The sequence below is a fragment of the Pseudidiomarina terrestris genome, assembly GCF_030466375.1.
Classification (GTDB): Bacteria; Pseudomonadota; Gammaproteobacteria; order Enterobacterales; family Alteromonadaceae; genus Pseudidiomarina; species Pseudidiomarina terrestris.
In genome coordinates, this window is the sequence record NZ_JAGGJE010000001.1 from 1,092,328 (window position 1) to 1,114,617 (window position 22,290).

A 22,290-nucleotide genomic window follows, 5' to 3' on the forward strand; every position below is an offset into this window, starting at 1 on the left:
TTAAGCTGACGGCGTTGCTGCTTCACGCGGAGCAACATCGATGGTTTCAGTGGTCGGCTTACCAGCTTTGATGGTGCGGTACATATTCCACGCCATTAGCAACATACCGGCGACGATGAACAAACCACCTACAAAGCGGATGAACCAGAACGGGTAAGAAGCTTCGACACTCTCAACAAAACTATAGGTCAGAGTACCGTCTTCCGCATTAACAGCACGCCACATCAGGCCCTGCATAACACCCGATATCCATAGTGCAACGATGTACAGAACCGTTCCTATGGTATGCAACCAGAAGTGGACGTTGATCCAACGTACGCTGTGCATTTGGGTCTGGCCCCATAAACGCGGAATCAGATAGTACATTGAGCCGATGGTGATCATTGCAACCCAACCCAGTGCACCAGAGTGAACGTGACCGATGGTCCAGTCCGTGTAATGGGAGAGCGCATTGACTGACTTGATCGACATCATAGGCCCCTCGAACGTTGACATGCCGTAGAACGACAGGGAAACGATCAGGAAGCGCAGGATTGGATCCGTTTTCAGTTTATGCCAGGCGCCAGACAGGGTCATGATACCGTTAATCATACCGCCCCATGATGGCACAAATAAGATAACAGACATCACCATACCCAGTGACTGAGTCCAGTCAGGCAAAGCAGTATAATGAAGGTGATGCGGACCTGCCCAGATATACAGTGAAATCAGGGCCCAGAAGTGTACGACCGACAGACGGTAGGAGTACACCGGGCGCTCGGCTTGCTTAGGTACGAAGTAGTACATCATCCCCAAAAAGCCTGCTGTCAGCAGGAAGCCTACGGCGTTGTGGCCATACCACCACTGAATCATGGCATCTACGGCACCAGCATAAATGCTGTAGGATTTGGTGAAGGATACCGGCATCGCCATGCTGTTAACAATGTGCAGCACTGCGACGGTAATGATGAAACCACCATAGAACCAGTTAGCGACATAAATGTGAGACGTGTTGCGTTTAACTAAGGTTCCGAAGAACACAATAATGTACGCGATCCACGACAATGCGATCAGAATATCAATTGGCCACTCAAGCTCGCCGTACTCTTTAGAAGAAGTAAGACCGAGGGGCAGAGTAATTACTGCAAGTACAATAACGGTCTGCCAGGACCAGAACACGAACGCCGCCAGCTTGTCTGAAAACAAAGCAGTGCGACAAGTTTTTTGCACAATATAAAACGAGGTTCCCATCAGTGCTGATGTACCAAATGCGAAAATAACCGCATTGGTGTGCAGTGGACGTAGACGGGAGTAGGTAAGCCATGGCGTGTCGAAATTTAGCTCAGGCCAGATTAGCTGAGCGGCGATCCAAACGCCTAATGCCATACCGATGATACCCCAGACGACCGTCATAACAGTAAACTGTCTGACGACTTTGAGGTTGTATTCGATTTGCTGTGGATTTGTTTGACTCATTTTTGTTTTCCGCGTTGATGCTCTGGATTCAAAAGCGATGACGTCGTAATCGTTTTCGTAACAACGTCGTAACCGTTTTCGTAACAGAGTAACGTGACATTGATGATCGCTTGTCGGATACTTTGACAAACACGCACATTTTATGATGTTTAGGCACAAAAATACAGTAACAAACCGTTAAAATATCAAGCCTTGCGGTCGTCTGGAGAAAAATCGAACACCGCGGTTTGATGGAAAAGAAGGTTTTATGCTTCAGGTAATTAACCACACTTTGATTAAGGTCTTTATTCTAGTGGGCTGCACGTGGATCGCGCTTGGCTGCACGCCCCAAGAAACTGTACCTTTAGAAACCACGACCCACAGCTTTGCCAACAGCTCCGCGACACTTACCATGCCAGCGGGACCTGTGCCTGTTGAACAGGTCATGGTCATTGAGTTAAGCCTTCCGCCCCTTGTAAAGCCTGGTCTGTCACAGGTGGAGGGGGTATCCATGTACATGGGAAGTGTGCCTTTGCTTTGGAAAGAAAACGATACAGGAGACTGGCAGACAACTTTATACCTTGGCGCATGCACAGAGCCGCGGATGCTTTGGCGCCTCACCATTCCGTTAATCAGGCCAGCTGAAACTGGCGCGGAGTCGTTAAGCCTCACCTTCGAAAGCGTAGCAAATTGAAACAATTGTCTTGTCGCTTGCTTTTGCACGCGTGCTATAGTCGCTGCTAGTTGTCTTAACCTGTAGCAGAGGAATAGCTATGTCGATAGCCTTAATCTGGATCGTGATAGGGATTTTATTGATCCTCTCCGAATTACTGCTAACCAGCGTGATTGCAGTGTTTCTTGGCATCGGAGCCATAGTTACCGGGCTACTTTTGCACTGGAACATAATTGCGGAAAGCGCAACTCAGTTTGCGGTTTTCGGGGTGGTTAGTTTAGCGCTTTTACTTGTTGCCCGTGGTCAGTTTAAACGCTGGTTTATGGGGTACACCACAGATGAAGACGAGGCCAAGCCCAATTTTCAACGCGATATTGGCGCTCGCGTTAAAGTGATTCGGGACTTCAATCATGGCGCGGGCCGGGTGGTCTTAAATGGTGTGCAGTGGGATGCGTTTTCTGAAGATGAATTAAAAGCAGGTGAAACGGCCTGGGTACTTGCCAACGAAGGTATTCAGTTGACGGTTGCCCGCGATAAGCCGACTCAGCAAGAACACAACACATAGGATGATTGATTATGTTTGAATTGAACGTCGGTACGGTCCTCGCGCTTGGCTTCGCAGTTGCGGTCATCATTATTATTTTGAAAACCGCCCGTATCGTACCGCAACGGTCCAATTATGTTATTGAGCGGCTAGGGCGGTATAACCGAACTTTAGAATCTGGTTTTCATTTATTGATACCGTTCGTTGACAAAGTTGCGTACCAGCATGTGCTGAAAGAAGAAGTGATTGATGTTGAACGCCAGGCATGTGTAACCCGGGATAATATTCAGGTGGGTATCAATGGCGTCCTCTATATTCAGGTGGTTGACGCCCATAAAGCAAGTTACGGCATCAATGACTACCGCTACGCGGCATCCCAGCTTGCTCAGACCACGATGCGTTCGGTCATCGGCCAGACGGATCTGGATAAAACCTTTGAAGAGCGTGCCCGCATCAATGAGATCGTAGTGCAAGCATTAGATGAAGCCGCGGCGCCTTGGGGAATTAAGGTTCTGCGCTACGAAATTTCTGATATCGAGCTGCCGATGAGTATTAAAGATGCGCTGGAGCAGCAAATGCGCGCCGAGCGCGAGCGTCGCGCTGCGATTGCCAAGTCTGAGGGTGAGCGTCAGGCCATGATTAACGTGTCTGAAGGTCACAAACAGGAAGTTATTAATCTCTCTGAGGCTGAGAAACAAAAGCAGATCAATGAAGCGGAAGGGCGTGCCAAAGAAATTGAGCTTATCGCCATCGCAACTGCTGAAGGCTTGCGTAAAATTGCTAGTGCGACTCAGGAGCCGGGCGGCGAAAGTGCGGTCAGTCTGAGAGTCGCAGAACAGTACGTGAAAGAGTTCGGCAACCTGGCGAAAGAGACCAATACTTTAATTTTACCGGCGCAATTGGCGGACATCGGTGGTGCAGTTGCCGGTCTGACCGAAGTGCTAAAAGTTAAACCCAGCCAGCAGTAATTGTTAAACTGGCGTATCTAAAAGACTGTTCATCGTAGATGGGCGGTCTTTTTTGATCGTATTTGCTGAAATACGCATACTCACCTTTAACTTCTTCATCTCGTCGTATAAGGACATTAAGTTTAATGAAGCTCTCGACCGCTTTTACTTTATCCATGCTAACTCTGCTTACCGTTACGCCCGCAGTGCTCACTGAAGCTACAGCGCAACAATGGGGCAACTCCGAACAGGCTGCGCTGGTCGTCATGCAACCTCTGGGTTTTGAGAGTAAGCAGGAGCAGGTCGAAGCTGTCGGTTATGCTGAAGCTTTGCAATCTGTCGAACTTTATCCTGCAGTCGGTGATGTCGTGCAGTCGGTTAATTTTGCCCCCGGCGATCGGGTCCAGCAAGGTGATGTGCTGGTACAACTGGACGATAGACGTCAGCGCATTGCGTTGCAACGTGCGAAACTGCAACTTGCCGATGCCGAGCGCACGGTCGAGCGATTGCAATCGAGTCATGCGCAAGGCGCGATTCCCAAGAGCCAGCTCGATGAAGCCGTGATCACCCGCGATTTACTGGAAGTCGCCGTCGATGAAGCGCAAACCAACCTTGATGACCGTCAGGTTGTTGCCCCTTTTACCGGTGTGATTGGCATTACTGATGTTGAAACTGGTGATCGCATTACCCCGCAAACGCTTATTGCCACTCTGGATAAACGCGAAGAGCTTTACGTTGACTTCCTTGCGCCTGAGGCGTCCGTCGCACTATTGGAGCAGGGTGCGACTGTACAAGTATTTGCCTGGCAGCGCATGCAAGAGCCGCTAGCCGCTGAAGTAGCTGAAATTGGCTCACGAGTTGACCCTTCCAACCGTACGGTTCGTATCCGTGCGGTCATGGACAATGTCAACGATAAATACCGACCGGGAATGAGTTTTCGGATTGCCTTAACCCTTGCCGGTGACAGTTATCCTGTGGTTCCGGAGGCAGGTCTGATGTGGGGCCCGGAGGGTGCCTACGTCTGGATCGCTGAAGATGGTAAAGCCAAGCGGGTAGATGTTTCGATTAAACAGCGCTTACCCGGGCGCGTGCTAGTGGATGGTAATTTGCAATTAGGCGACCAACTCATTGTTGAAGGCGTACAGACGCTGCGCGAAGGGCAATCGGTTAAAGAGTTAGCCGCGGCAGACGGGGGCGCAAGCGCATGAAATGGGCTCCGCAGTTAAATGACCTGCCGTCGCTGTCGATTCGACGCCCGGTTCTTATCGTTGTTTTCAACCTTCTCATTATTATCGCTGGTTTAGCAGCCATCCAGGGCGTTGAGGTGCGTGAGTTACCTGACGTTGATCGTCCTGTGGTCTCGGTGACTGCAAGTTACCCTGGCGCAGCCCCGGAAACCGTAGATACCGAAGTTACCAGTCGTCTGGAAGGGGCAGTGGCGCGGGTTAGCGGGGTTAAGTCCATCCGTGCTTCAAGTGAAGAAGGCAGCTCTCGCATTGTTGTTGAATTCCGACCCGGTGTCGATTTAGACAGCGCCGCCAATGAAACCCGGGAATCAGTAAGTCGGGTGCAGCGCCGGTTGCCAGAACAAGTTGAAAATGTCGCTATTATCAAAGCGGACAATGACGCGGAGTCTGTGGTCTCGCTTGCCATCTCCAGTGAAGAGCTAGATTTGTCTTCACTCACCGAACGCGTCGAAACCGACCTGGCGCCTAACTTTCTAAATATTCCGGGGGTTGCTGATGTGCGCTTGACCGGTGATCGCCGCCGGGTGATGCGGGTGGTTATCGAGCCTCTGCGTCTGGCCAGTTATCAGTTAACCGTGAGTGACGTCGCTGCAGTGCTGCGACAGGCTCCTTTTGATGTACCCGCCGGGAGTTTAAAGTCCACGGATCAGCAGCTGATCGTGCGCGCCGATGCCAGTTCGGTCACCACTGAAGATGTTGAAAATATCATTATTTCTGGCACCACCCGCGTCGGTGACATTGCCACAGTTTACTTTGGCCCCGCCGACGCCAGCAGCATTACCCGACTCGACGGTAAGCAGGTTCTTGGTTTAGGGATTATTCGTCAGGCGCGTTCAAATACTATCGAGATATCCGACGAAGTATTGCGCTTGGTTGAAGACTTACGTAAGCAGTACCCGGAACTGACTATCCGCATCACCAGTGACGATGCCGAATTTATTCGCAGTTCCGTCGAAGAAGTTATTACCTCGCTGGCACTGACCATCTTATTGGTGGTCGCCACGCTCTGGCTGTTTATTGGTTCCGGCCGCGCCACCATTATTCCTGCAGTCTCAATTCCGGTCGCGCTGATCGGCTCAATTGCGGTCATTTGGTTGCTAGGATTTTCGATTAATATCCTGACTCTGCTAGCCCTGGTGTTAGCCACAGGTTTGATCGTCGATGATGCCATTGTCGTCTCCGAAAACATTCAGCGGCGGCGCAGTATGGGTATCGGTGCCCGCGCAGCAGCGGTTATTGGTACCAGAGAAGTTTTCTTTGCTGTCGTGGCCACCACTGCGGTGTTGGTTGCGGTGTTTGTACCCATCGCATTTTTGCCTTCCACTGCCGGGCGCTTGTTCCGTGAGTTTGGTGGCGTACTCGCTGCCGCGGTGATTATTTCTTCCTTTGTTGCGCTCTCGCTGGTGCCCGCGCTGACGGCAAGGCTTCCGTTAAAGGACCACAAAGAAACCGTACTTACCCGGCTGGGGCATCGTTTCCGTAACGCTTACGTGAAGAGTCTGCACTGGGCGCTTGATCACGCAAAAATTGTTTTTGCCGCCTGTGTCCTGATTGCCGGCACCGCGGTCGGTTTTTATCTAAATGTCGACAGTGAGCTGATGCCATCGGAGGATCGCGGTCAGATCCGTATCTTCGCTCGTGGGCCGGATGGTGTCGGTCTGAACTTTATGAACCGCCAGGCCCAGCAGATGGAAGAAATTCTGCTGCCTTATGTAAATGGCGGGGCAGTTGAAAGTATTAATACTCGCGTCGGGCAATGGGATCCCAATTTGGTTTTCATTACCGTGCGTTTGACCGACTGGGAAGAGCGCGATCGCTCGCAACAGGAAATCATCGACGAAATAAGTGGACCTTTAGGTCGCATTCCCGGGGCGCCGGCCCGCGCCTTTGGCTCAAACAGTCTGAACCTGCGAGGCCAGGGCGGTGGACTTGAAGTCGCCCTAACCGGTGACAACTACCGTGAGATTTATGACGCCGCGCAAGCCTTTGGCAAAGCCGCGCAGGAAGCGATGCCGGAAGTTGGTTTTCCGCGGATTGGTTACCAACCAACGCAACCACAGCTAAGGGTTAATATTGATCGCCGTCGCGCCTCTGAACTTGGAGTGTCCCTGAGTGATATTTCATCGACGTTGCGGGTCGCCATCAATGGTGATGATATTGCTGATCTAAATATCGGTGACCAGGCTGTGCCTATCATGCTGCAAGCGAAGCGCAGTCAGATCCGTTCACCAACTGATCTGGCCAACCTTTATGTTGGTGCGGCAGACGGAACTCTGGTTCCCTTATCGAGTGTAGCGACCATAAGCGAAGAGGGTGTTGCAGCGGAACTTGAGCGGCGCGCTCAACGGCGTGCGATCGAAGTGGATATGCAAATGCCTGGCAGTATTCCAATCGAGCAAGTGGTTGAGAATTTACGGGCGATTGCCGCAGATACCTTGCCGGAAAATATTGGCATGGTGCTGCTTGGTGAAGCCGAAGCCTATCAGGAAACTGAGCGGGAAGTGATGATGACCTACATCCTGGCATTTCTCATTGTGTTGCTGGTCTTGGCGGCCCAATTTGAAAGTGTGAACAGTGCCATTGTGGTCATGGCGACAGTACCTTTTGGTATTGCTGCCGCATTCTTTGCGCTGTACCTGACCGGCACCTCCATTAATATCTTCTCGCAAATAGGCCTGGTGATGTTAATTGGTCTGATCGCGAAGAACTCCATTTTGTTGGTTGAATTCGCGGACCAGCTGCGCGACAAAGGTCAGTCGGTGCGCGAGGCAGTTGAGAATGCTGCGGATATTCGTTTGCGTCCCATCATGATGACGCTGGTTTCAACCTTGCTTGGCGCCTTGCCCTTAATCCTTTCCGTGGGCGCAGGCTCAGAAGCAAGAAACGCGATCGGCTGGGTGGTATTTGGTGGTCTTGCATTTGCCGTTGTCTTTACGCTGTATTTAACACCGGTGATTTATCTGGCACTGGCGAGATTTACCAAACCGCGTGCGGACGAAACTCAGCGGTTGGAGCGCGAAATGGAAAAAGCTTCAGACTGATGAAAACATCCTTATTTAAAAGCTCACTAGTGATCATAGCGGCGTGCCTGACTCCTCAGGCCGTCGCAGATGTTATCGATAGTAGCGCGAGCGGTTTTACCTTAACCTTCAAGCGCGAACTGGCGGCTGAGCCGATGCAGGCTTACAAAGCTTTAACTGACGGAATAGGAAACTGGTGGCTTGCCGCGCACACCTGGTACGGCGATAGCAGCAACATGAGATTAACAGCGACACTTAATGGCTGTTTGTGTGAAGTGTCTGACCAGGGTGAAACAGAGCACTTAAGAGTTGTAAAGGTAGAACCGGGCAAACTCATTCGTCTGACGGGTGGCTTAGGCCCGTTACAGGCTGAAGGCCTGCATGGTGTTATGGATTGGCGACTGGCGACAACAGATGATGGCCGGACGAGTGTTATTACGGTCTATTATCGCGTCGGAGGCTACTCGCCGAATGATCTCTCCAAGTGGGCACCAGCTGTCGATAATGTGTTGCAGCAACAAATGGATTCTCTGCAAAGCTACTTGTTAGATCTGTAATTCTTCCGCTGATTTTTCACTCCTGAATCGTTCGCTACGTAAAATCTGTTCACAGAGCAGGGCCATTCTAGCCAAATTTTTACGTAGCGCAGCTCATTAATGTGAACACCCACTTAGATTATATAGTCTTATTCATAGAGTATTTAACATAATATACATTATGCGCAATCTAAGAATGAGCAAAGTTAGCCCTTGGTTCTCTTCGTTCAATTGAGTCTGTGGCCGCTTACGCTTAAACTAAGCATTGTTTTAACGACAATTTAAAAAAATACCCAAGGAAGAATTATCATGGTTAAAAGTATCACCGCTCTTTTGGTTGCCGGAGCGCTCTCAGTAAGTACCGCCCAGGCGTCTTTGTTGTACAAAGTGACTGGCAACGACATGGCTGAACCCTCCTATTTGTTTGGCACAATCCACATGATTTGCGCTGAAGATTTTAAAGTTCATGAACAAACCAAAGCCGCGTTTGCTCAGGCCGATCGTTTAATTATGGAATTGGACATGGCGGACCCCGGCGTTTTGCAGTCGATGCAGACCAAACTACTCGATCCCCAGGGACGCAAATTGTCTTCGCATGTGTCTGAAGCTCAGTACGAGTTATTGGATGAGTTCTTAACGTCTACTATGGGCACGGGTCTGACGACGTTTGACGGCATGCGCCCCTTTATCCTCAGTAGCATGGTCATGACTTCACAACTTGGTTGTGCACAGCAAATGTCCTATGAAGGACACTTCACTCAGAAAGCCATGGAACAACAAAAAGCCGTTGACGGTCTGGAAAGCGTTGATTTTCAATTTGGTATTTTCGACCAGATCCCCTATCAGGAACAGGTTCAGTGGCTAATGGAATCCCTTGAAGATAAAGCTAAAGCCAAAGGCGAACTGGATAAAATGGTGCGCTTATACGTGGCTGAAGATATGGAAGGTCTTTATAAGATGATCGCTGATACCGACGCTTACGCGGACTACACAGCGTTATTACTGGATGATCGTAACCGGACCTGGCAACAACAGCTTGACGCGGACTTGCAGGCTCCAGGATCGGAATTTATTGCCGTAGGAGCGGGTCATTTAGGCGGTAATGCTGGTATCATTCAGCTCCTAAAAGATCTGGGGTATGCGGTTGAGCCCGTTACAACCCAAACCCAGGATTAACTGTTAAAGCAAGAAAGGATAATTTAATGCGCGTCGCCGCTGAACAACTGCAGCCAACTATTCACGAATGGGCGCAACAGCGCCCTGCTACTCCGCAGGCTAACCCTTTAGTGGGCCAGGATCGTGCCCTTACGGCGATTCAGCAAACCATGCGCATTGGCGGTCGCTACGCCCATGGCTACATGGTGACCACGCCTGGGTTGCGGGTGGTGGATGTGTTGCATGAGTTACAGGTACGCCATCAGTGGGTTCATTTCGAGCGTTCAGACTGGCTGTATCTGGTTAATCCGGACTCAGCCAACGAACCGCTGTGCGTCAATGTCCCGGCCGGTACCGCGCGGTCTGTCCTTGAGGGTCTGTTGCAGTTGTTTGAGCTGGATGCGGCCGAACGCGCCAATGCGGTTCAGAAACTACTGGAGACCTTTCCCAGCGAGCGTCTGCAGAATTACGTCGAGCGCATTAAAGACAAGACCTTTGCGGATCTGCCCGGGAAGGAACTGGCAACAGTTATTGTCGAGTCCGATGCCGATTCAGATGATTTTGTGCTTTGTGATCGCGTCACCGAAACCAGTCTGTTTGGCACCATCCGCTTACAGTCCGTTGAAGGCACCATCTCCTCGGAACTGCACCTGATTCAATCTGGTGCTTTATTAAAAGCCAATGGCGGTGTGCTGGCCATTGACGCCGAAGAACTGCTGAGCCAGCCCGGACTCTGGCGCAAACTGAAGTACGTATTACGTACCAGTCGTTTTCATTGGCCGCAACCAGGCGAAGCCAATATTGCCGCCTACTACCAGCCCGAACCGGTCCCCATTCACCTCAAAGTGTTGTTATTGGGCGATCGTTCCATCTACGCACAGTTGCGTGAACTTGACCGTGATTTTGACAATCTGTTTCCGTATCTGGCTGACTTTTCATCACACTATCCGGTGGCACAAAATCCATTAGCGCCCTACTTTGACTACCTGGCTTATGTTGAACGCGAGGCAGCGACCCTGCCTCTGGCGGCGTCAGCAATTCCGCTGGTTCTGAAATATGCCGCGCGCCTGAGTGATTATCAGACGGAGTTGTCACTGGATACTATTGCGTTGATGCAACTGCTACGTGAAGCGGCGGCATTAGCGCAGGATCAACAGCTCGACAGCATTACCCATGACACTATTTTAGCTGTGCTGCAGCAGCGTCTTTATCGCGACGGTTATATTGCCGAGTTAAGCCGTCGCCAGATCCTGGAAGGCCAGGTTTATATCGAAACCAGTGGTGCTGTTGTGGGTCAGGTCAACGGTCTGACAGTGGTTACCATGGGCGGCTCTGAGTTTGGTGAACCCACCCGAATCACCGCTACCGTGCACTATGGTGATGGTGACATTATCGATATTGATCGTAAATCTGAGCTCAGCGGCAATATTCACACCAAGGGTGTGATGATTCTGTCTGCTTATATTGCGAATGTATTCGCGCGCAGCGAAGAGATGCGATTGTCAGCCACCATTGTGTTCGAACAATCTTATTATGAAGTCGATGGTGACAGCGCCTCGCTGGCAGAGCTCTGCTGTCTGTTATCAGCCCTGGCAGAAGCGCCTGTGGCGCAAGGTCTGGCCATTACCGGTGCGGTGGACCAGTTTGGGCGGGTGCAGGCTATTGGTGCAGTGAATGAAAAGATTGAAGGTCACTTTGCCCTTTGCCAGGAGCGTGGTTTCGACGGCAAGCAAGGAGTGATTATTCCGAGTGCGAATTTAAGCCAGCTCAATTTAGATCCAGATGTTATCGCCGCAGTCGCTGAAGGCCAGTACCATGTCTACGCCATCGACGACGTCGCTGAGGCACTGACACTGCTCACTGGTGAAGAACAGAAACAGTTGTATGCACGTATAGAAAAGCGTCTTGACGAGCTCCAGCATTGCGAGCCAGAGCAGCCATGGTACAAGCGGATCTGGTAAAGGTACTTGTCGGACTTGTTTAGCGTACAAGTGTTCGCTAAGCTAACAGCACTTTTCACGCCGAAGACAAGGTGTTTATGACTCAATCAAGTTTTAACCGCGACGACCTGCTAGCTTGTGCCGATGGCAAGATGTTTGGTCCAGGAAACAGCCAGTTACCCGCCCCTAACATGCTGATGATGGACCGCATCGTCACCATTAATGACGAAGGCGGCGAGTACGGCAAAGGCTACATTCACGCTGAATTGGATATTTCACGGGATCTTTGGTTCTTTGACTGTCACTTTAAAGGTGACCCGGTCATGCCAGGTTGCCTGGGACTTGACGCCATGTGGCAGTTGACAGGCTTCTTTCTGGCCTGGAGTGGCGGCCCTGGTCGTGGTCGTGCCTTAGGAGTTGGTGAAGTAAAATTTACTGGTCAAATCCTTCCTACCGCGAAGAAGGTCAGCTATTTCATTGATATGAAACGTGTTATCAAGCGTAAACTGTTTATGGGAGTCGCTGATGGTCGCGTTGAAGTGGATGGCAAAACGATCTACACCGCAAAAGATCTTAAAGTGGGTCTGTTTACCGACACCTCAAACTTCTAAGCGCTCTTGCCGATAAAAGAAAAGCCCGCATCAGCGGGCTTTTTAGCTTTCCAGAGATAGAGTAAATCTTTTTTACCTCATTTGCGTTGGACAGATTAACGATACAATCCTACACTCCGCGCTTCTTGCGCGTCGCGCCAACCGCCTAACCACTGGGAACGAATTTCCTGATTCTGATACGGACATAGTTCTTTTGAACGGCCCGACACACCCGCTTTAAAACCTTGAGAATGTGCCCGTTCTAGGCGATCGCGTTTCTGTCTTTTCATCATTCATTACCTCGTCCAGTTGTTCTTGTCGTTTTTTACTAAGAGCGAAATTTATTTCACTCTTGTAATAATAGATAGCAACTCAGGGAGGGAGTTCAATAGTAAAAAAAGACGCTTTTTCAGTTCGCCTTATAAGCTGCTGAAAAAGCGTCATTTCTATGATGATTTTTTTTTAGAACAAGTTTTACGGTTAAGCCTTAATCCAACGACGAACCGTAATAAGACCACCAATCAAGAACATAGTGAAGAGTCCGCCGAAGCCAATTGCTGCGCCTTCGCGCTCAACCCGCTCGTCGGTCACTGAACACTGATTCGGTTCACCTGCTGTTGGGTCAAGAATGACAGTTTTCGCACGCTGTTCATCGCGGGTATTCCCTTGATCATCAACAATTTCTTCCTCGTTGATGGTTGTTGCCGCGATCACACCGTTGTTATTGATGCCTTCTGCTGTAGCAATAAATAAACCCGCATCACAGTCAACGGTATTATTTAAATCAACAAACAATGCGTCGGCAACACGGCTGTCAAAACGGAAACCAACCCGGCGCCGCTGGGTCGACAAGCTTGCTTCAATTTCAGCGGTACCGACGATCACGCCCGAGTTGTTAATTGCGGTCGGTATGGTACTGGAACCGGTAAAGAATCCGGGTAACTCAACAAAAGTGTCAGTATCGAGATCGTATTTGAAACCGACGTAGCGTTGGATACCTTGAATGCTACGGATGACAAAGCCGACCACCTCGTTTTCATCATTGATGTCGGTCGCCGAGCCCCACAGATAATCCCGGTTTTCGGTAATTCCAGTGATGGGTAAGGTTTCTCCATCACGGAAGATCGCAGGCAGTTTAATCCTGCGGCCTGGCTCAGCAACACCCTCGTAATAGGTCCAGCTCTGCCCCACAGCTATGCCATTGTTATTAATGGCAAATGCGTAGCTGGAGAAATCACCTTCATCTTCTTCTGCGCGCTCCATAAGCGGCGGATAGTAGGTAACATCAATTACGCTACCGTCCGTATCAAGCTGCCAGACCGCCGCTTGCATGTCATAAATGGACTGATTGCTGGCAATCGACGTGCGGCTATAGAAGTTTTGCAGGTTCGAAGCAACGGAGTTGGTTAAGCTAAACCAACGCTGCCACATACAACCATAAACGGAACGGACCGCGCTACCATCTTCGATTGCCGTCTCACATTGTTCGCCAACTTTCACGGCGTTGGGGCTCAAAGCCATACTGGCAAAACCAACAGCAACGTTAAAGTCGTTGATGTCCATCATGGCAGTTTCACCGCCTAGATAGGCCTGTTCGGGCGCTGGATAGGTTTTTGTTTGAGTACCGTCGGACCACATGGCCTGACGGGTAAAGTCCCGCTCAGCGGCTTCATAGGTGATGGTTTCAGGATCATCACCGTCAGTCGTGTAGGTGAAACTTTCATAGCGGTAAGGCGCGGTGCCCCAACCTACCCGTGCGTTGTTATTATTCAACGCGTAAAAATAATGATCAGCGGTATTCGCCAATTCAGGCGTTTCCGGATCAGTATCATTGAAGAAATCATTAAAGGTAACCGTCTGACCATCAAAGTAACCGGCAAAATGATAGCTAATCCGGGGGTTACGGAGCTGCGGGCTGGCCCGATCGCGCAAGGTTTCAATCAAGGCGGTGTATTGACCGTAGCTGAGCGAGTAGTCCGCTAATTCTTCATCTTCTAATTCCGGATTAATTCCAATCGACGCTAAAGTGCTGGGCTGTAGTTTGGTTAAATCTATATCCAGATCCGTTGGAAACTGGCCAAGTTCAGTAACGTGTCGGTTGTCATTGATGTCTGTCGGAAACAAATGGCGGACCTGCTCAGGGGTTTCAACTTGTTGAAACGTGAACACAGTGGCCTCTGCCGGGCTTATAAAAGACGCAGCGACAGCTACGCTAAGCACCCCTAAAGTAAATTTTTTCATAGATGATTCAACTGCTCTCTTTTTGTAAATTTTCGAGTTCTTCCCAACGCTCAAGCGCAGTAATAAGCTCTTCTTCCAGAACGGATAACCGCTCCAGAACTGGCCCTGTCACTTCATGCGGCTGATCATAAAACTCAGCGTTACCGGCTTGTGCTTGTAATTCCTGTTGTTCAGCTTCAAGTGATTCGATGCGTTTGGGTAGCATATCAAGTTCACGTTGCAGCTTATAGGATAACTTTTTCTTCGCTGGCTCTGAACCTTTGCTTGCAGGCTTTTCTGACTGCCGGGCAATGGGTTTAGTTCCCTGCTGTGTCTGATGCATCAGATAATGCTCAACATCATTAAAATCACCGACGATTTCAGTGACTTTACCGGCACCTTCGAATAACAGAATGCTGGTGGCGGTATTGTTTACGAATTCACGATCATGACTTACCAGAATCACTGTTCCCTGATAATCGGCAATGATCTGCTCTAATAGCTCGAGGGTGTCGATATCCAGGTCATTGGTCGGTTCATCGAGCACCAGTAAGTTGCTGGGCTGCAAAAATAGTTTGGCCAGCAGCGCCCGGTTGCGCTCGCCACCGGAGAGCGCATGCACAGGTGTGCGGGCTTGTTGCGGCGCAAACAAAAAGTCCTGTAGGTAACTCAGAATATGCCGGGTGCGACCGTTAAAGGTCACGTCCTGTTTACCATCACCGACATTTTCTGCAACAGATTTTTGTGGATCCAGCTTGGCACGATGTTGATCAAAGTAAGCCACTTCCAGATTCGTGCCCAGCTTAATGGTTCCGGAATCAATGTTTTGCTGGCCCAGAATCACCCGAATCAAAGTACTCTTGCCACAACCATTGGGCCCCACCAGCGCGATCTTATCACCACGCTGCAGAGTGAGGCTGAAGTCTTTAAAAATCTGCTGATCCGGGAAGCTTAAGCTCATGTCCTCGCCTTCGAAAACGAGTTTTCCAGATCGCTGTGACTCTTGCACCGCAAGTTTCGCTGATCCCTGTTGTTCGCGACGCTGCTTGCGCTCAGCGCGGAGTGCCTGCAACGCCCGAACCCGCCCTTCGTTACGAGTACGCCGGGCTTTTATGCCCTGTCGGATCCAGGTCTCTTCCTGCGCCATTTTTTTATCAAATTCAGCATTATGCTTAGCCTCGACCTCGAGCAATTCTTGTTTTGCGTTAAGGTAGCTGTCGTAGTTACCGGGAAATGAGGTCAGCTGACCGCGGTCAAGGTCAATAATACGAGTGGCCAGGCGCCGGATGAACATCCGGTCGTGACTGATAAAGAGTACCGCGCCCCTAAATTCCAGTAATACAGTTTCCAACCAGCGTACCATGTCGATATCAAGGTGGTTGGTTGGCTCATCCAGTAACAGCAGATCAGGATCGACCACCAGCGCCCGGGCTAAGGCGACGCGTCGCAACCAGCCACCGGAGAGCGCAGCCATGGAGGCGTTCTCATCCAGCCCCAAACGGGTCAAGGTTTGTTCAATCCGGGTTTGCAATTGCCAGCCATTTGCGGCTTCCAGCTGAGTTTGCAGATTCGCCAGTTGGGTGAATAATTTTTCGTTTTCTGGCTCCTGAGTCAGGCGTTGCGAAACGTCGTGGTAGTCTTTCAGAACTTTACCGGTTTCCGCCAATGCCTCAGCGACATAATCGTAGACCCGTTGTTCCGAGTTGGCCGGCGGATCCTGCGGCAGTCGCGCAACGACGGTGTCGCCTACTTTCTGAATCCTGCCATCGTCTAACTGAATATCACCGGAGATTGCCTTCAGTAAGGTTGATTTGCCTGCGCCGTTACGACCGACCAGACAAAGCCGCTCGCCTGCTTCGATGATTAAATCGACGCGGTCTAAAATGGGCTCCCGGCCAAACGCCAGTTGTGCCTGTTGAACACGTAAAACCGTCATACTGTTACAAACTCCATTAATTGCTCACCAAAAGGCCAGCGTAATTCTGCATCGTCTGCCTCACGCACCAATACGGGCACCAGCAAGGCGTATTCTTCAAGCAGTTCCGGCTGTGTGCTGATATCAACCCAGTGCAGGCGAATAGGTTCCTCCAGCTCGAGCTGATGTAACTGTGCCAAAGCTTGATTGCAAAGTGGACACTCAGGCTTGGTCAGCAAATAAAAATCAGTCGACACTTTGGGTCACCTTAAATAATTGATGGATGCCTTTATGTCGCGCGAAATCAAGACTGATGGACCGCTGGGTCCAATCTTCAGCCTGCAAAAAGGCATCCGCAAGTCCGGCATGGTCAAGCTTAAATTTCTTCTTATTAGTCGAGAAAATAATAACGCCATCGTCTTTCAGCAAACGGCCGGCAAGCTTCAGTAACTGCACGTGGTCGCGCTGCGTATCGAGAACGTCCTGCATGCGTTTTGAGTTCGAAAACGTCGGTGGATCGAGAAAGATCACGTCAAAACGCTGTTGCGGCGGCTGTTTTTGCAGCCACTGCATGCAATCGGCTTGAATAAAGCTATGCGGGCGTAACGGTAAACCGTTTAAACGGAAGTTCTCTTCGCCCCAGCCCAGATAGGTTTTGGATAAGTCCACAGAGGTAACGCTAAGAGCGCCGCCCAGGGCTGCATGCACTGAAGCACTGCAGGTGTAGGCAAACAGGTTCAGCACCACTTTGTTCTGGCTTAGCTCCGCAATTTTGCGACGCGCCCAGCGATGATCAAGAAATAGCCCCGTATCCAGATAATCACTCAGGTTGATTTTAAACTGCGCATTGTACTCATGCACAATGGTAGTGATGCCCCGCAGTTGTTGACGCTGATACTGTTGCTTACCGGCCTGCTTCTGACGCACTTTTAAGTGCATGTTTGCGGCGGCAAATGGCAGTTCTTCAGCCAGGGTGTCGAGTAGAAACCACAGACGCTCCTTGGCCACAGCAGGCGGGATGTCTTTGGGGGCTGCATACTCTTGAATCACCACATGCTCGTTGTAAACATCGACCGCAGCATTGTACTCAGGCAGGTCCGCGTCATACAACCGCCAGGCACTAACCCCTTCTTTTGCGGCCCATTTTTCAAGTTTTTGGTAGTTTTTCTTCAGTCGGTTAGCGAGATCGCTGGATTGCTCTTTGGTAAACTCAACTTGTTCTTTAGTTAAGTCATAAAGCGCCAGAACGACCTCCAGTGCGCCATTGTAGAGCTTATATTTTTTATGGCTGCGCATTTTGACCCGTTTTAGCAGCCCTTCATCACCTGCCAGCAAAGCCACTTGCCAGCCCTGGAATGCCTGTCTTAAGCGCTGGCCAAAACGACGGTACAGCAGCAAAGTTTCGACTTCTTCACCGAGGCGCTCGCCATAAGGAGGGTTACAGATGACCAAGGCATTCTGTTGCCCTTCTTCCAGCACTGGAGCCGCAACTTTAGTCGCGTCACAGGTTTGCCAGTGGAAGAAGCCGTTGAGATCCAGCCGCTCGGCATTTTGATCAGCGATGGCGAGTACTCTGGGATCGGTGTCAGAGCCATACAACTTCAGCGAAGACGCTTCTTTTGCCTGCCTGTGGGTTGCTTCTGCCTGCTCATGGAGTTGCTGCCAGAGCTCAGGTTGGTGTTGTTTCCAGTAACGGAACCCCCAGTTATCACGGCGTAGTCCCGGCGCATGTTCGAGAATAATCATCGCTGCTTCAATCAACAAGGTACCGGAGCCACAAAATGGGTCAACGATAATGTCAGTGTCAGTGGTGACTCCTGCGCGGATTGCGATCGCTGCGGCAAGCGTCTCCCGCAACGGCGCTGCGCCTTGCTGCAGGCGATAACCTCGCTTATGTAGGGCCTCACCACTTAAATCCAGGTACCAGGTTAGCTGGTCACGCTGCAAGTGCGCGTTGATGCGCAGATCGGGGTCGGCTTTATCGACGTTAGGCCGGCCCAGACCAGCGTCACGAAAATAGTCGACGATGCCGTCTTTAACCAGTTGCGAACCGAACTGGGTATGACGAATTTGTTGATTTTGGCCAGTAAAGTCGACCACAAAGGACTGTGTCGCATCCATGTGTTCCTGCCACGGGGTCGCGGCGACCGCGGCACTTACGGCACCGAGGTCATTTCCTACCGGGCACTGACCCAGTTGCAGCAGAACCCGACTGGCAAGGCGACTCCATAGGCAAACCCGATAGGCGCCTTCTCGGTCACTGGTAAAGCGACATCCCGCCAGGGTTTGTTGCACATCTTCAATGCCCAGACGTTGGAGTTCGTCGAACAATAGTGGCTCAAGGCCTTTGGCACAGGTTGCAAAGAGCTGCAAAGCTGACGTCATAGTCTGGGTAATCCTTTTTTGCGTCGATAGTCGATAGAAAACGGTTCAATTATACGTGATGCAGAGCGCACTGTATTGTCGCAATTGTGCTAAAAAGCAGCAGTCAAACGGGATTTGTTTAAATATTCAGCAGTTGCAGGAAATAAGCATTGCGTTTACCTGAAAGCTTGGTAACATGCGCAGCATCGGACGCGGGGTGGAGCAGTCTGGTAGCTCGTCGGGCTCATAACCCGAAGGTCGTAGGTTCAAATCCTGCCCCCGCAACCAATTCCGATAACCTTCCAATGTTGTTCCAAATCTTTTGTATAGCGCCGTTCAGGCAGTGATCCAATATATCCTAACAGTACATCTGCCAGCATGTCAGCGCCACGCGCGACGACCGTCTGTCCGTCCAGATGTGGAAAGTTGCCGCCGCCATTAGCGCGGTAATTATTGGTCGCCACATAAAATTCCTGGTCATCGCTAACAACTTGCCCGGCATAGCTCAGCTCGACAATCCGCTGACCGACCGCCTTGCGCACATCAATGGCGTAGCTGACTCCCAAAATAGTATCAAAGTTATAATGGGGTACGTCGCGATCAATCAGCTCCCAGCAAGAGGGGTCACCCTCGTCCAGGTTTGCGACTGAGGTAAAGCCTTCCGCGCTGCGTTCGAGCCATGCTCGTAGCTGCGCACCATTCACTTTGACCACGTCCAGGGTATTTGGATAACGATAAAGATCACCTATTGCTCCACGGGTAATTTCTCCGGCAGCGATATGAGTTGCTGATTCCTCAGCAGCATAAGCAGCATCAAAAGGAGCTGCTGCGCTTAACAGAGGTAAACTTGGTAAGTCGTTGGCTTTGATCAGCTGTTCCGCCTGCCAGGCTTGCGCGCGCTGGACGAACTGAACGGCACTACTGGGACGCCAGCGTGCCGTCTTATAACTTAATGGCTGCGCGGTTTGTCCTACCGGCTGCTCGACAAACTGCAGTGTTGCCTGATGAGCATCTGCCACCAACTCACGCAGTCGGGGGTTCGTGGCGCCCTGCTCTGTTACGGGTCGGCTTTCGACCACGAAATCGCTAACCTGCCAGCGCTGCTCGGCAAAATCATAAGTTAGCTGCAAATCAATTAAGCCAAGATGACTGCCATAGACTCCGGGCTGTACCGCAGGGACACCACGAACGGTCCCTTTGCTGCTATCAACCTCCGGTAGCAGGTCATACACCTCTGTACCGGGAAAAATCTCGTGCTGATGGCCAAGGAGTATTGCATCAATGTCACTGATGCCTGCCAGCAACCAGCCGGTCTGCTCTTTGTTTTCTGGATTTGCAGTGTCTTTAGGCATCCCCGTGTGGGCTGCCAATACCACCACATCAGCGCCTTGGTCGCGTGCCTGCAATGCTGCTGCCTGGGCGCTGGTGAGCATATCATTGACCGTCACCTGGTGCTTCAGGTGCTGCTGATCCCACTGCATGATCTGTGGTGGCAATACGCCTATCACTGCAATCTTTAAAGGAATGGATTGCCCCGCATCGGTGGTCACCTCCCGCTTAACCCAGCCAATTTTACGCAGGCGCTGTTGCAGCTCGTCCGGTGCGTTCTGTAACAGGTTGAGGTTACTACTGATCACCGGAAACTCTGCATCACGGTAGGTGTGAGCCAGATAATCCAGACCAAAGTTAAACTCATGATTGCCCAGGTTAGCGACATCATAATGAAGAGCATTCAGCAGACGGATAACAGGATGTGTGGAGCTGGTAATTGGGAATTCTGCTACGGCCCAGTCGGTAAGCGCCGAGCCTTGTATCAAGTCACCATTTTCGATGAGAACATGCAAAGGCTGCTCAGCTCGCGCTTGTTGGATCAGCTCTGCAGTCGCAAGCAGACCCATTCCTGGTTGCTCTGCCTGAGCAAAATAATCGTAGCTAAGTAACTGACCATGGACATCACTGGTTTCCATGATACGTAATGTGGTGGTGTGTGAACCTTGTTTGGGCATCGTTTGCTCGCAACTACTAATGCCGACCAAAATCAGGACAGCAACTGAGAAAAATTTGAAACGTTGCAAAACAGGACTCTCGGTTAAGCGTGGCGCAAATGATCGTCGTCGAGATGTAACTGCAAATAGTGACTTGGCTGTAAGCGATTCAGCAAAACTTTTACAGACTCAAACTGCTGCATGACTTTAACGTCTGACAACGTCATGCCATTTGATAACAGCATACACTCCGCGAACTCATCATCCATTGTCATAATGACGAAGATACCTGTCTCAGTACCAGAGTTTAGCTCAATTAAAGCGCCGGATTCTAAATCGTAATTCGGCAGCTCATCGCAGCTCTGAAAATACCAGCTCTGCGGCATTTGCGGACGGCCGAAACGGTCTAAAATCGTGCGGTTGAGGGCTGCCTGAGTCAGCAACATTGGATCCCAAAGTTCGTAAGCTGACAGCGCGTCGTAGAACTCCTGGAAACAACTCGCATCATCCATAGTGAATGCTGCGTGCATAGGTTTTAATGGGATCAAGCGTGAAGATTTGTAGGGACACTTATGCACAAGACCGTGGTCTAGTTCAACGACGAGCTGGTCTTGCTCGGGGTCGTATATCCAGCGCCAATGCTGAGATGCGTGCACGTTTGTACCTTTTATAGTTATTAGATGCTGATTAACATAGCTAAGATACGATCAAATTACAAGCGATTCACTATACTCGGGATAAGTTTCGGTCCTTGATAAATGAAGCCTGAATAAATCTGCACTAAACTGGCTCCGGCAGCTAACTTAGCTTTAGCGGCTGAGTACGAATCGACCCCGCCCACGGCGATGATCGGTAGCGCCCCATTAAGCAACCCAGACAGCTTGCGGACGATTCGGGTACTGTCTTCAAAGAGCACAGCGCCACTTAACCCCCCTGCTTCATTGGCATGCTCAAGTCCGGCAACAGCATCCCGGCTTAGAGTGGTATTGGTTGCAATCACCGCATCGATATCATGCTTGATAAAAGCAGTCGCCATGGCTGCTAACTCATCATCAGATAAATCAGGAGCAATTTTTACCGCCAGTGGCACGTATTTGTTGTGTTTAGTGGTGAGTGCCGCCTGTTCTTTCTTTAATATGCTTAACAGCTTATCCAGCGCTGCACCATGTTGAAATGAGCGCAGTCCAGGAGTGTTTGGCGAAGAGATATTGACTGTGATGTAAGTCGCATAGGGATAAACTTTGCGCATACAGTACACATAATCATCCACCGCATTTTCTTCGGGGGTGTCTTTATTCTTACCAATATTAATTCCAAGCACACCCTTAAAGTTTGCCTGGCGCACCTGTTCAATCAGGTAGTCGACACCTTTGTTGTTAAAGCCCATACGGTTAATAATGGCGTCTTTTTCTGGCAATCTGAACAGTCGCGGCTTTGGGTTGCCAGGTTGTGGCCTGGGCGTGATCGTACCGATTTCGATAAAGCCAAAGCCCATTTGCTCGAAGGCACGAATACATTCGCCATTTTTGTCCAGGCCCGCCGCCAGGCCGACTGGATTGGGGAACTCGATGCCCATAACTTTGACCGGCTTCGGCGCGACCTTTTGCCGCCAGAATAACGCTAAAGGCGTATCCGTATAGCGTCGCAACAGCTGCAAGGTCAAATCATGCGCTTCTTCCGCATCTTTTCGAAACAGCCACGCCTTAGCCAGTCCGTACAT

The 22,290-nt window shown here is 50.6% G+C and carries 18 protein-coding genes and 1 tRNA gene; 10 read left to right on the forward strand and 9 right to left on the reverse strand.

Annotated elements, in window-relative coordinates; translation table 11 throughout:
- Positions 1-1,455, reverse strand: a complete 1,455-nt coding sequence (gene ccoN / locus J6J28_RS05310; protein WP_301720286.1) for a cytochrome-c oxidase, cbb3-type subunit I — start codon at positions 1,453-1,455, stop codon at positions 1-3.
- 247 nt (positions 1,456-1,702) lie between these two features.
- On the opposite strand from ccoN, the gene J6J28_RS05315 reads away from it, so the two are divergent.
- The 9 genes from J6J28_RS05315 to fabA all read left to right on the forward strand — a co-directional run bounded on the left by J6J28_RS05315 (position 1,703) and on the right by fabA (position 12,107).
- Entirely contained in the window at positions 1,703-2,128 is a 426-nt protein-coding gene (locus J6J28_RS05315) for a hypothetical protein (protein WP_301720288.1), read from the forward strand.
- A 79-nt stretch (positions 2,129-2,207) separates the two neighbouring features.
- Positions 2,208-2,672, forward strand: coding sequence for an NfeD family protein (locus tag J6J28_RS05320; RefSeq protein WP_301720290.1), 465 nt, complete (start codon positions 2,208-2,210; stop codon positions 2,670-2,672).
- 11 nt (positions 2,673-2,683) lie between these two features.
- The gene (locus tag J6J28_RS05325) at positions 2,684-3,619 is read left to right on the forward strand and encodes an SPFH domain-containing protein (RefSeq protein ID WP_301720291.1); all 936 of its coding nucleotides are present in this window, start codon (positions 2,684-2,686) and stop codon (positions 3,617-3,619) included.
- Between the two features lie 125 nt (positions 3,620-3,744).
- Complete coding sequence (locus J6J28_RS05330) at positions 3,745-4,806, forward strand: efflux RND transporter periplasmic adaptor subunit (protein ID WP_301720292.1); 1,062 nt, start codon at positions 3,745-3,747, stop codon at positions 4,804-4,806.
- Positions 4,803-7,886: an efflux RND transporter permease subunit gene (locus tag J6J28_RS05335; RefSeq protein ID WP_301720293.1), complete on the forward strand. Its 3,084-nt coding sequence runs from the start codon at positions 4,803-4,805 to the stop codon at positions 7,884-7,886. Before J6J28_RS05330 ends, J6J28_RS05335 begins: the two co-directional genes overlap by 4 nt.
- Positions 7,886-8,422: an SRPBCC family protein gene (locus J6J28_RS05340; protein WP_301720294.1), complete on the forward strand. Its 537-nt coding sequence runs from the start codon at positions 7,886-7,888 to the stop codon at positions 8,420-8,422. The genes J6J28_RS05335 and J6J28_RS05340 overlap by 1 nt, the downstream gene beginning before the upstream one ends.
- Before the next feature lie 288 nt (positions 8,423-8,710).
- On the forward strand, positions 8,711-9,577 hold the full coding sequence (locus tag J6J28_RS05345) for a TraB/GumN family protein (protein ID WP_301720295.1): 867 nt from the start codon (positions 8,711-8,713) through the stop codon (positions 9,575-9,577).
- A gap of 26 nt (positions 9,578-9,603) precedes the next feature.
- Positions 9,604-11,517: a Lon protease family protein gene (locus J6J28_RS05350; RefSeq protein ID WP_301720296.1), complete on the forward strand. Its 1,914-nt coding sequence runs from the start codon at positions 9,604-9,606 to the stop codon at positions 11,515-11,517.
- A gap of 77 nt (positions 11,518-11,594) precedes the next feature.
- On the forward strand, positions 11,595-12,107 hold the full coding sequence (gene fabA, locus J6J28_RS05355) for a 3-hydroxyacyl-[acyl-carrier-protein] dehydratase FabA (protein WP_301720297.1): 513 nt from the start codon (positions 11,595-11,597) through the stop codon (positions 12,105-12,107).
- Positions 12,108-12,202: 95 nt separating this feature from the next.
- Here fabA and rmf read toward each other — a convergent pair whose 3' ends face one another.
- The 5 genes from rmf to rlmKL form a co-directional block, all read right to left on the reverse strand.
- Positions 12,203-12,376 (reverse strand): ribosome modulation factor, encoded by a 174-nt coding sequence (gene rmf, locus J6J28_RS05360; protein WP_301720805.1) that lies wholly within the window; start codon positions 12,374-12,376, stop codon positions 12,203-12,205.
- 190 nt (positions 12,377-12,566) lie between these two features.
- A complete protein-coding gene (locus J6J28_RS05365) occupies positions 12,567-14,327 on the reverse strand; it encodes a DUF3466 family protein (RefSeq protein WP_301720298.1) in 1,761 nt (586 codons plus the stop codon).
- A 7-nt stretch (positions 14,328-14,334) separates the two neighbouring features.
- Positions 14,335-16,242 carry an ATP-binding cassette ATPase Uup gene (uup, locus tag J6J28_RS05370; protein ID WP_301720299.1) on the reverse strand — a complete coding sequence of 636 codons (1,908 nt, stop codon included), beginning with the start codon at positions 16,240-16,242 and terminating at the stop codon, positions 14,335-14,337.
- Positions 16,239-16,478 (reverse strand): glutaredoxin family protein, encoded by a 240-nt coding sequence (locus J6J28_RS05375; RefSeq protein ID WP_301720300.1) that lies wholly within the window; start codon positions 16,476-16,478, stop codon positions 16,239-16,241. The genes uup and J6J28_RS05375 overlap by 4 nt, the downstream gene beginning before the upstream one ends.
- Positions 16,468-18,606, reverse strand: coding sequence for a bifunctional 23S rRNA (guanine(2069)-N(7))-methyltransferase RlmK/23S rRNA (guanine(2445)-N(2))-methyltransferase RlmL (rlmKL, locus tag J6J28_RS05380; protein WP_301720301.1), 2,139 nt, complete (start codon positions 18,604-18,606; stop codon positions 16,468-16,470). Before rlmKL ends, J6J28_RS05375 begins: the two co-directional genes overlap by 11 nt.
- A 190-nt stretch (positions 18,607-18,796) precedes the next feature.
- On the opposite strand from rlmKL, the gene J6J28_RS05385 reads away from it, so the two are divergent.
- Positions 18,797-18,873, forward strand: a tRNA-Met gene (locus tag J6J28_RS05385).
- On the opposite strand, the gene J6J28_RS05390 is transcribed toward J6J28_RS05385, so the two are convergent.
- The 3 genes from J6J28_RS05390 to pyrD all read right to left on the reverse strand — a co-directional run bounded on the left by J6J28_RS05390 (position 18,852) and on the right by pyrD (position 22,290).
- Entirely contained in the window at positions 18,852-20,591 is a 1,740-nt protein-coding gene (locus J6J28_RS05390) for a bifunctional 2',3'-cyclic-nucleotide 2'-phosphodiesterase/3'-nucleotidase (RefSeq protein ID WP_301720302.1), read from the reverse strand. The two genes, J6J28_RS05385 and J6J28_RS05390, sit on opposite strands and share 22 nt — an antisense overlap.
- A gap of 83 nt (positions 20,592-20,674) precedes the next feature.
- Entirely contained in the window at positions 20,675-21,226 is a 552-nt protein-coding gene (locus J6J28_RS05395) for a cell division protein ZapC domain-containing protein (RefSeq protein ID WP_301720303.1), read from the reverse strand.
- 56 nt (positions 21,227-21,282) lie between these two features.
- The gene (gene pyrD, locus J6J28_RS05400; protein WP_301720304.1) at positions 21,283-22,290 is read right to left on the reverse strand and encodes a quinone-dependent dihydroorotate dehydrogenase; all 1,008 of its coding nucleotides are present in this window, start codon (positions 22,288-22,290) and stop codon (positions 21,283-21,285) included.

What these genes read in the sequence shown, in the direction of transcription:
- ccoN (WP_301720286.1), bottom strand. Translation starts at nt 1,455, where the DNA reads ATGAGTCAAACAAATCCACAGCAAATCGAATACAACCTCAAAGTCGTC.
- J6J28_RS05315 (WP_301720288.1), top strand. Translation starts at nt 1,703, where the DNA reads ATGCTTCAGGTAATTAACCACACTTTGATTAAGGTCTTTATTCTAGTG.
- J6J28_RS05320 (WP_301720290.1), top strand. Translation starts at nt 2,208, where the DNA reads ATGTCGATAGCCTTAATCTGGATCGTGATAGGGATTTTATTGATCCTC.
- J6J28_RS05325 (WP_301720291.1), top strand. Translation starts at nt 2,684, where the DNA reads ATGTTTGAATTGAACGTCGGTACGGTCCTCGCGCTTGGCTTCGCAGTT.
- J6J28_RS05330 (WP_301720292.1), top strand. Translation starts at nt 3,745, where the DNA reads ATGAAGCTCTCGACCGCTTTTACTTTATCCATGCTAACTCTGCTTACC.
- J6J28_RS05335 (WP_301720293.1), top strand. Translation starts at nt 4,803, where the DNA reads ATGAAATGGGCTCCGCAGTTAAATGACCTGCCGTCGCTGTCGATTCGA.
- J6J28_RS05340 (WP_301720294.1), top strand. Translation starts at nt 7,886, where the DNA reads ATGAAAACATCCTTATTTAAAAGCTCACTAGTGATCATAGCGGCGTGC.
- J6J28_RS05345 (WP_301720295.1), top strand. Translation starts at nt 8,711, where the DNA reads ATGGTTAAAAGTATCACCGCTCTTTTGGTTGCCGGAGCGCTCTCAGTA.
- J6J28_RS05350 (WP_301720296.1), top strand. Translation starts at nt 9,604, where the DNA reads ATGCGCGTCGCCGCTGAACAACTGCAGCCAACTATTCACGAATGGGCG.
- fabA (WP_301720297.1), top strand. Translation starts at nt 11,595, where the DNA reads ATGACTCAATCAAGTTTTAACCGCGACGACCTGCTAGCTTGTGCCGAT.
- rmf (WP_301720805.1), bottom strand. Translation starts at nt 12,376, where the DNA reads ATGAAAAGACAGAAACGCGATCGCCTAGAACGGGCACATTCTCAAGGT.
- J6J28_RS05365 (WP_301720298.1), bottom strand. Translation starts at nt 14,327, where the DNA reads ATGAAAAAATTTACTTTAGGGGTGCTTAGCGTAGCTGTCGCTGCGTCT.
- uup (WP_301720299.1), bottom strand. Translation starts at nt 16,242, where the DNA reads ATGACGGTTTTACGTGTTCAACAGGCACAACTGGCGTTTGGCCGGGAG.
- rlmKL (WP_301720301.1), bottom strand. Translation starts at nt 18,606, where the DNA reads ATGACGTCAGCTTTGCAGCTCTTTGCAACCTGTGCCAAAGGCCTTGAG.
- J6J28_RS05390 (WP_301720302.1), bottom strand. Translation starts at nt 20,591, where the DNA reads ATGCCCAAACAAGGTTCACACACCACCACATTACGTATCATGGAAACC.
- pyrD (WP_301720304.1), bottom strand. Translation starts at nt 22,290, where the DNA reads ATGTACGGACTGGCTAAGGCGTGGCTGTTTCGAAAAGATGCGGAAGAA.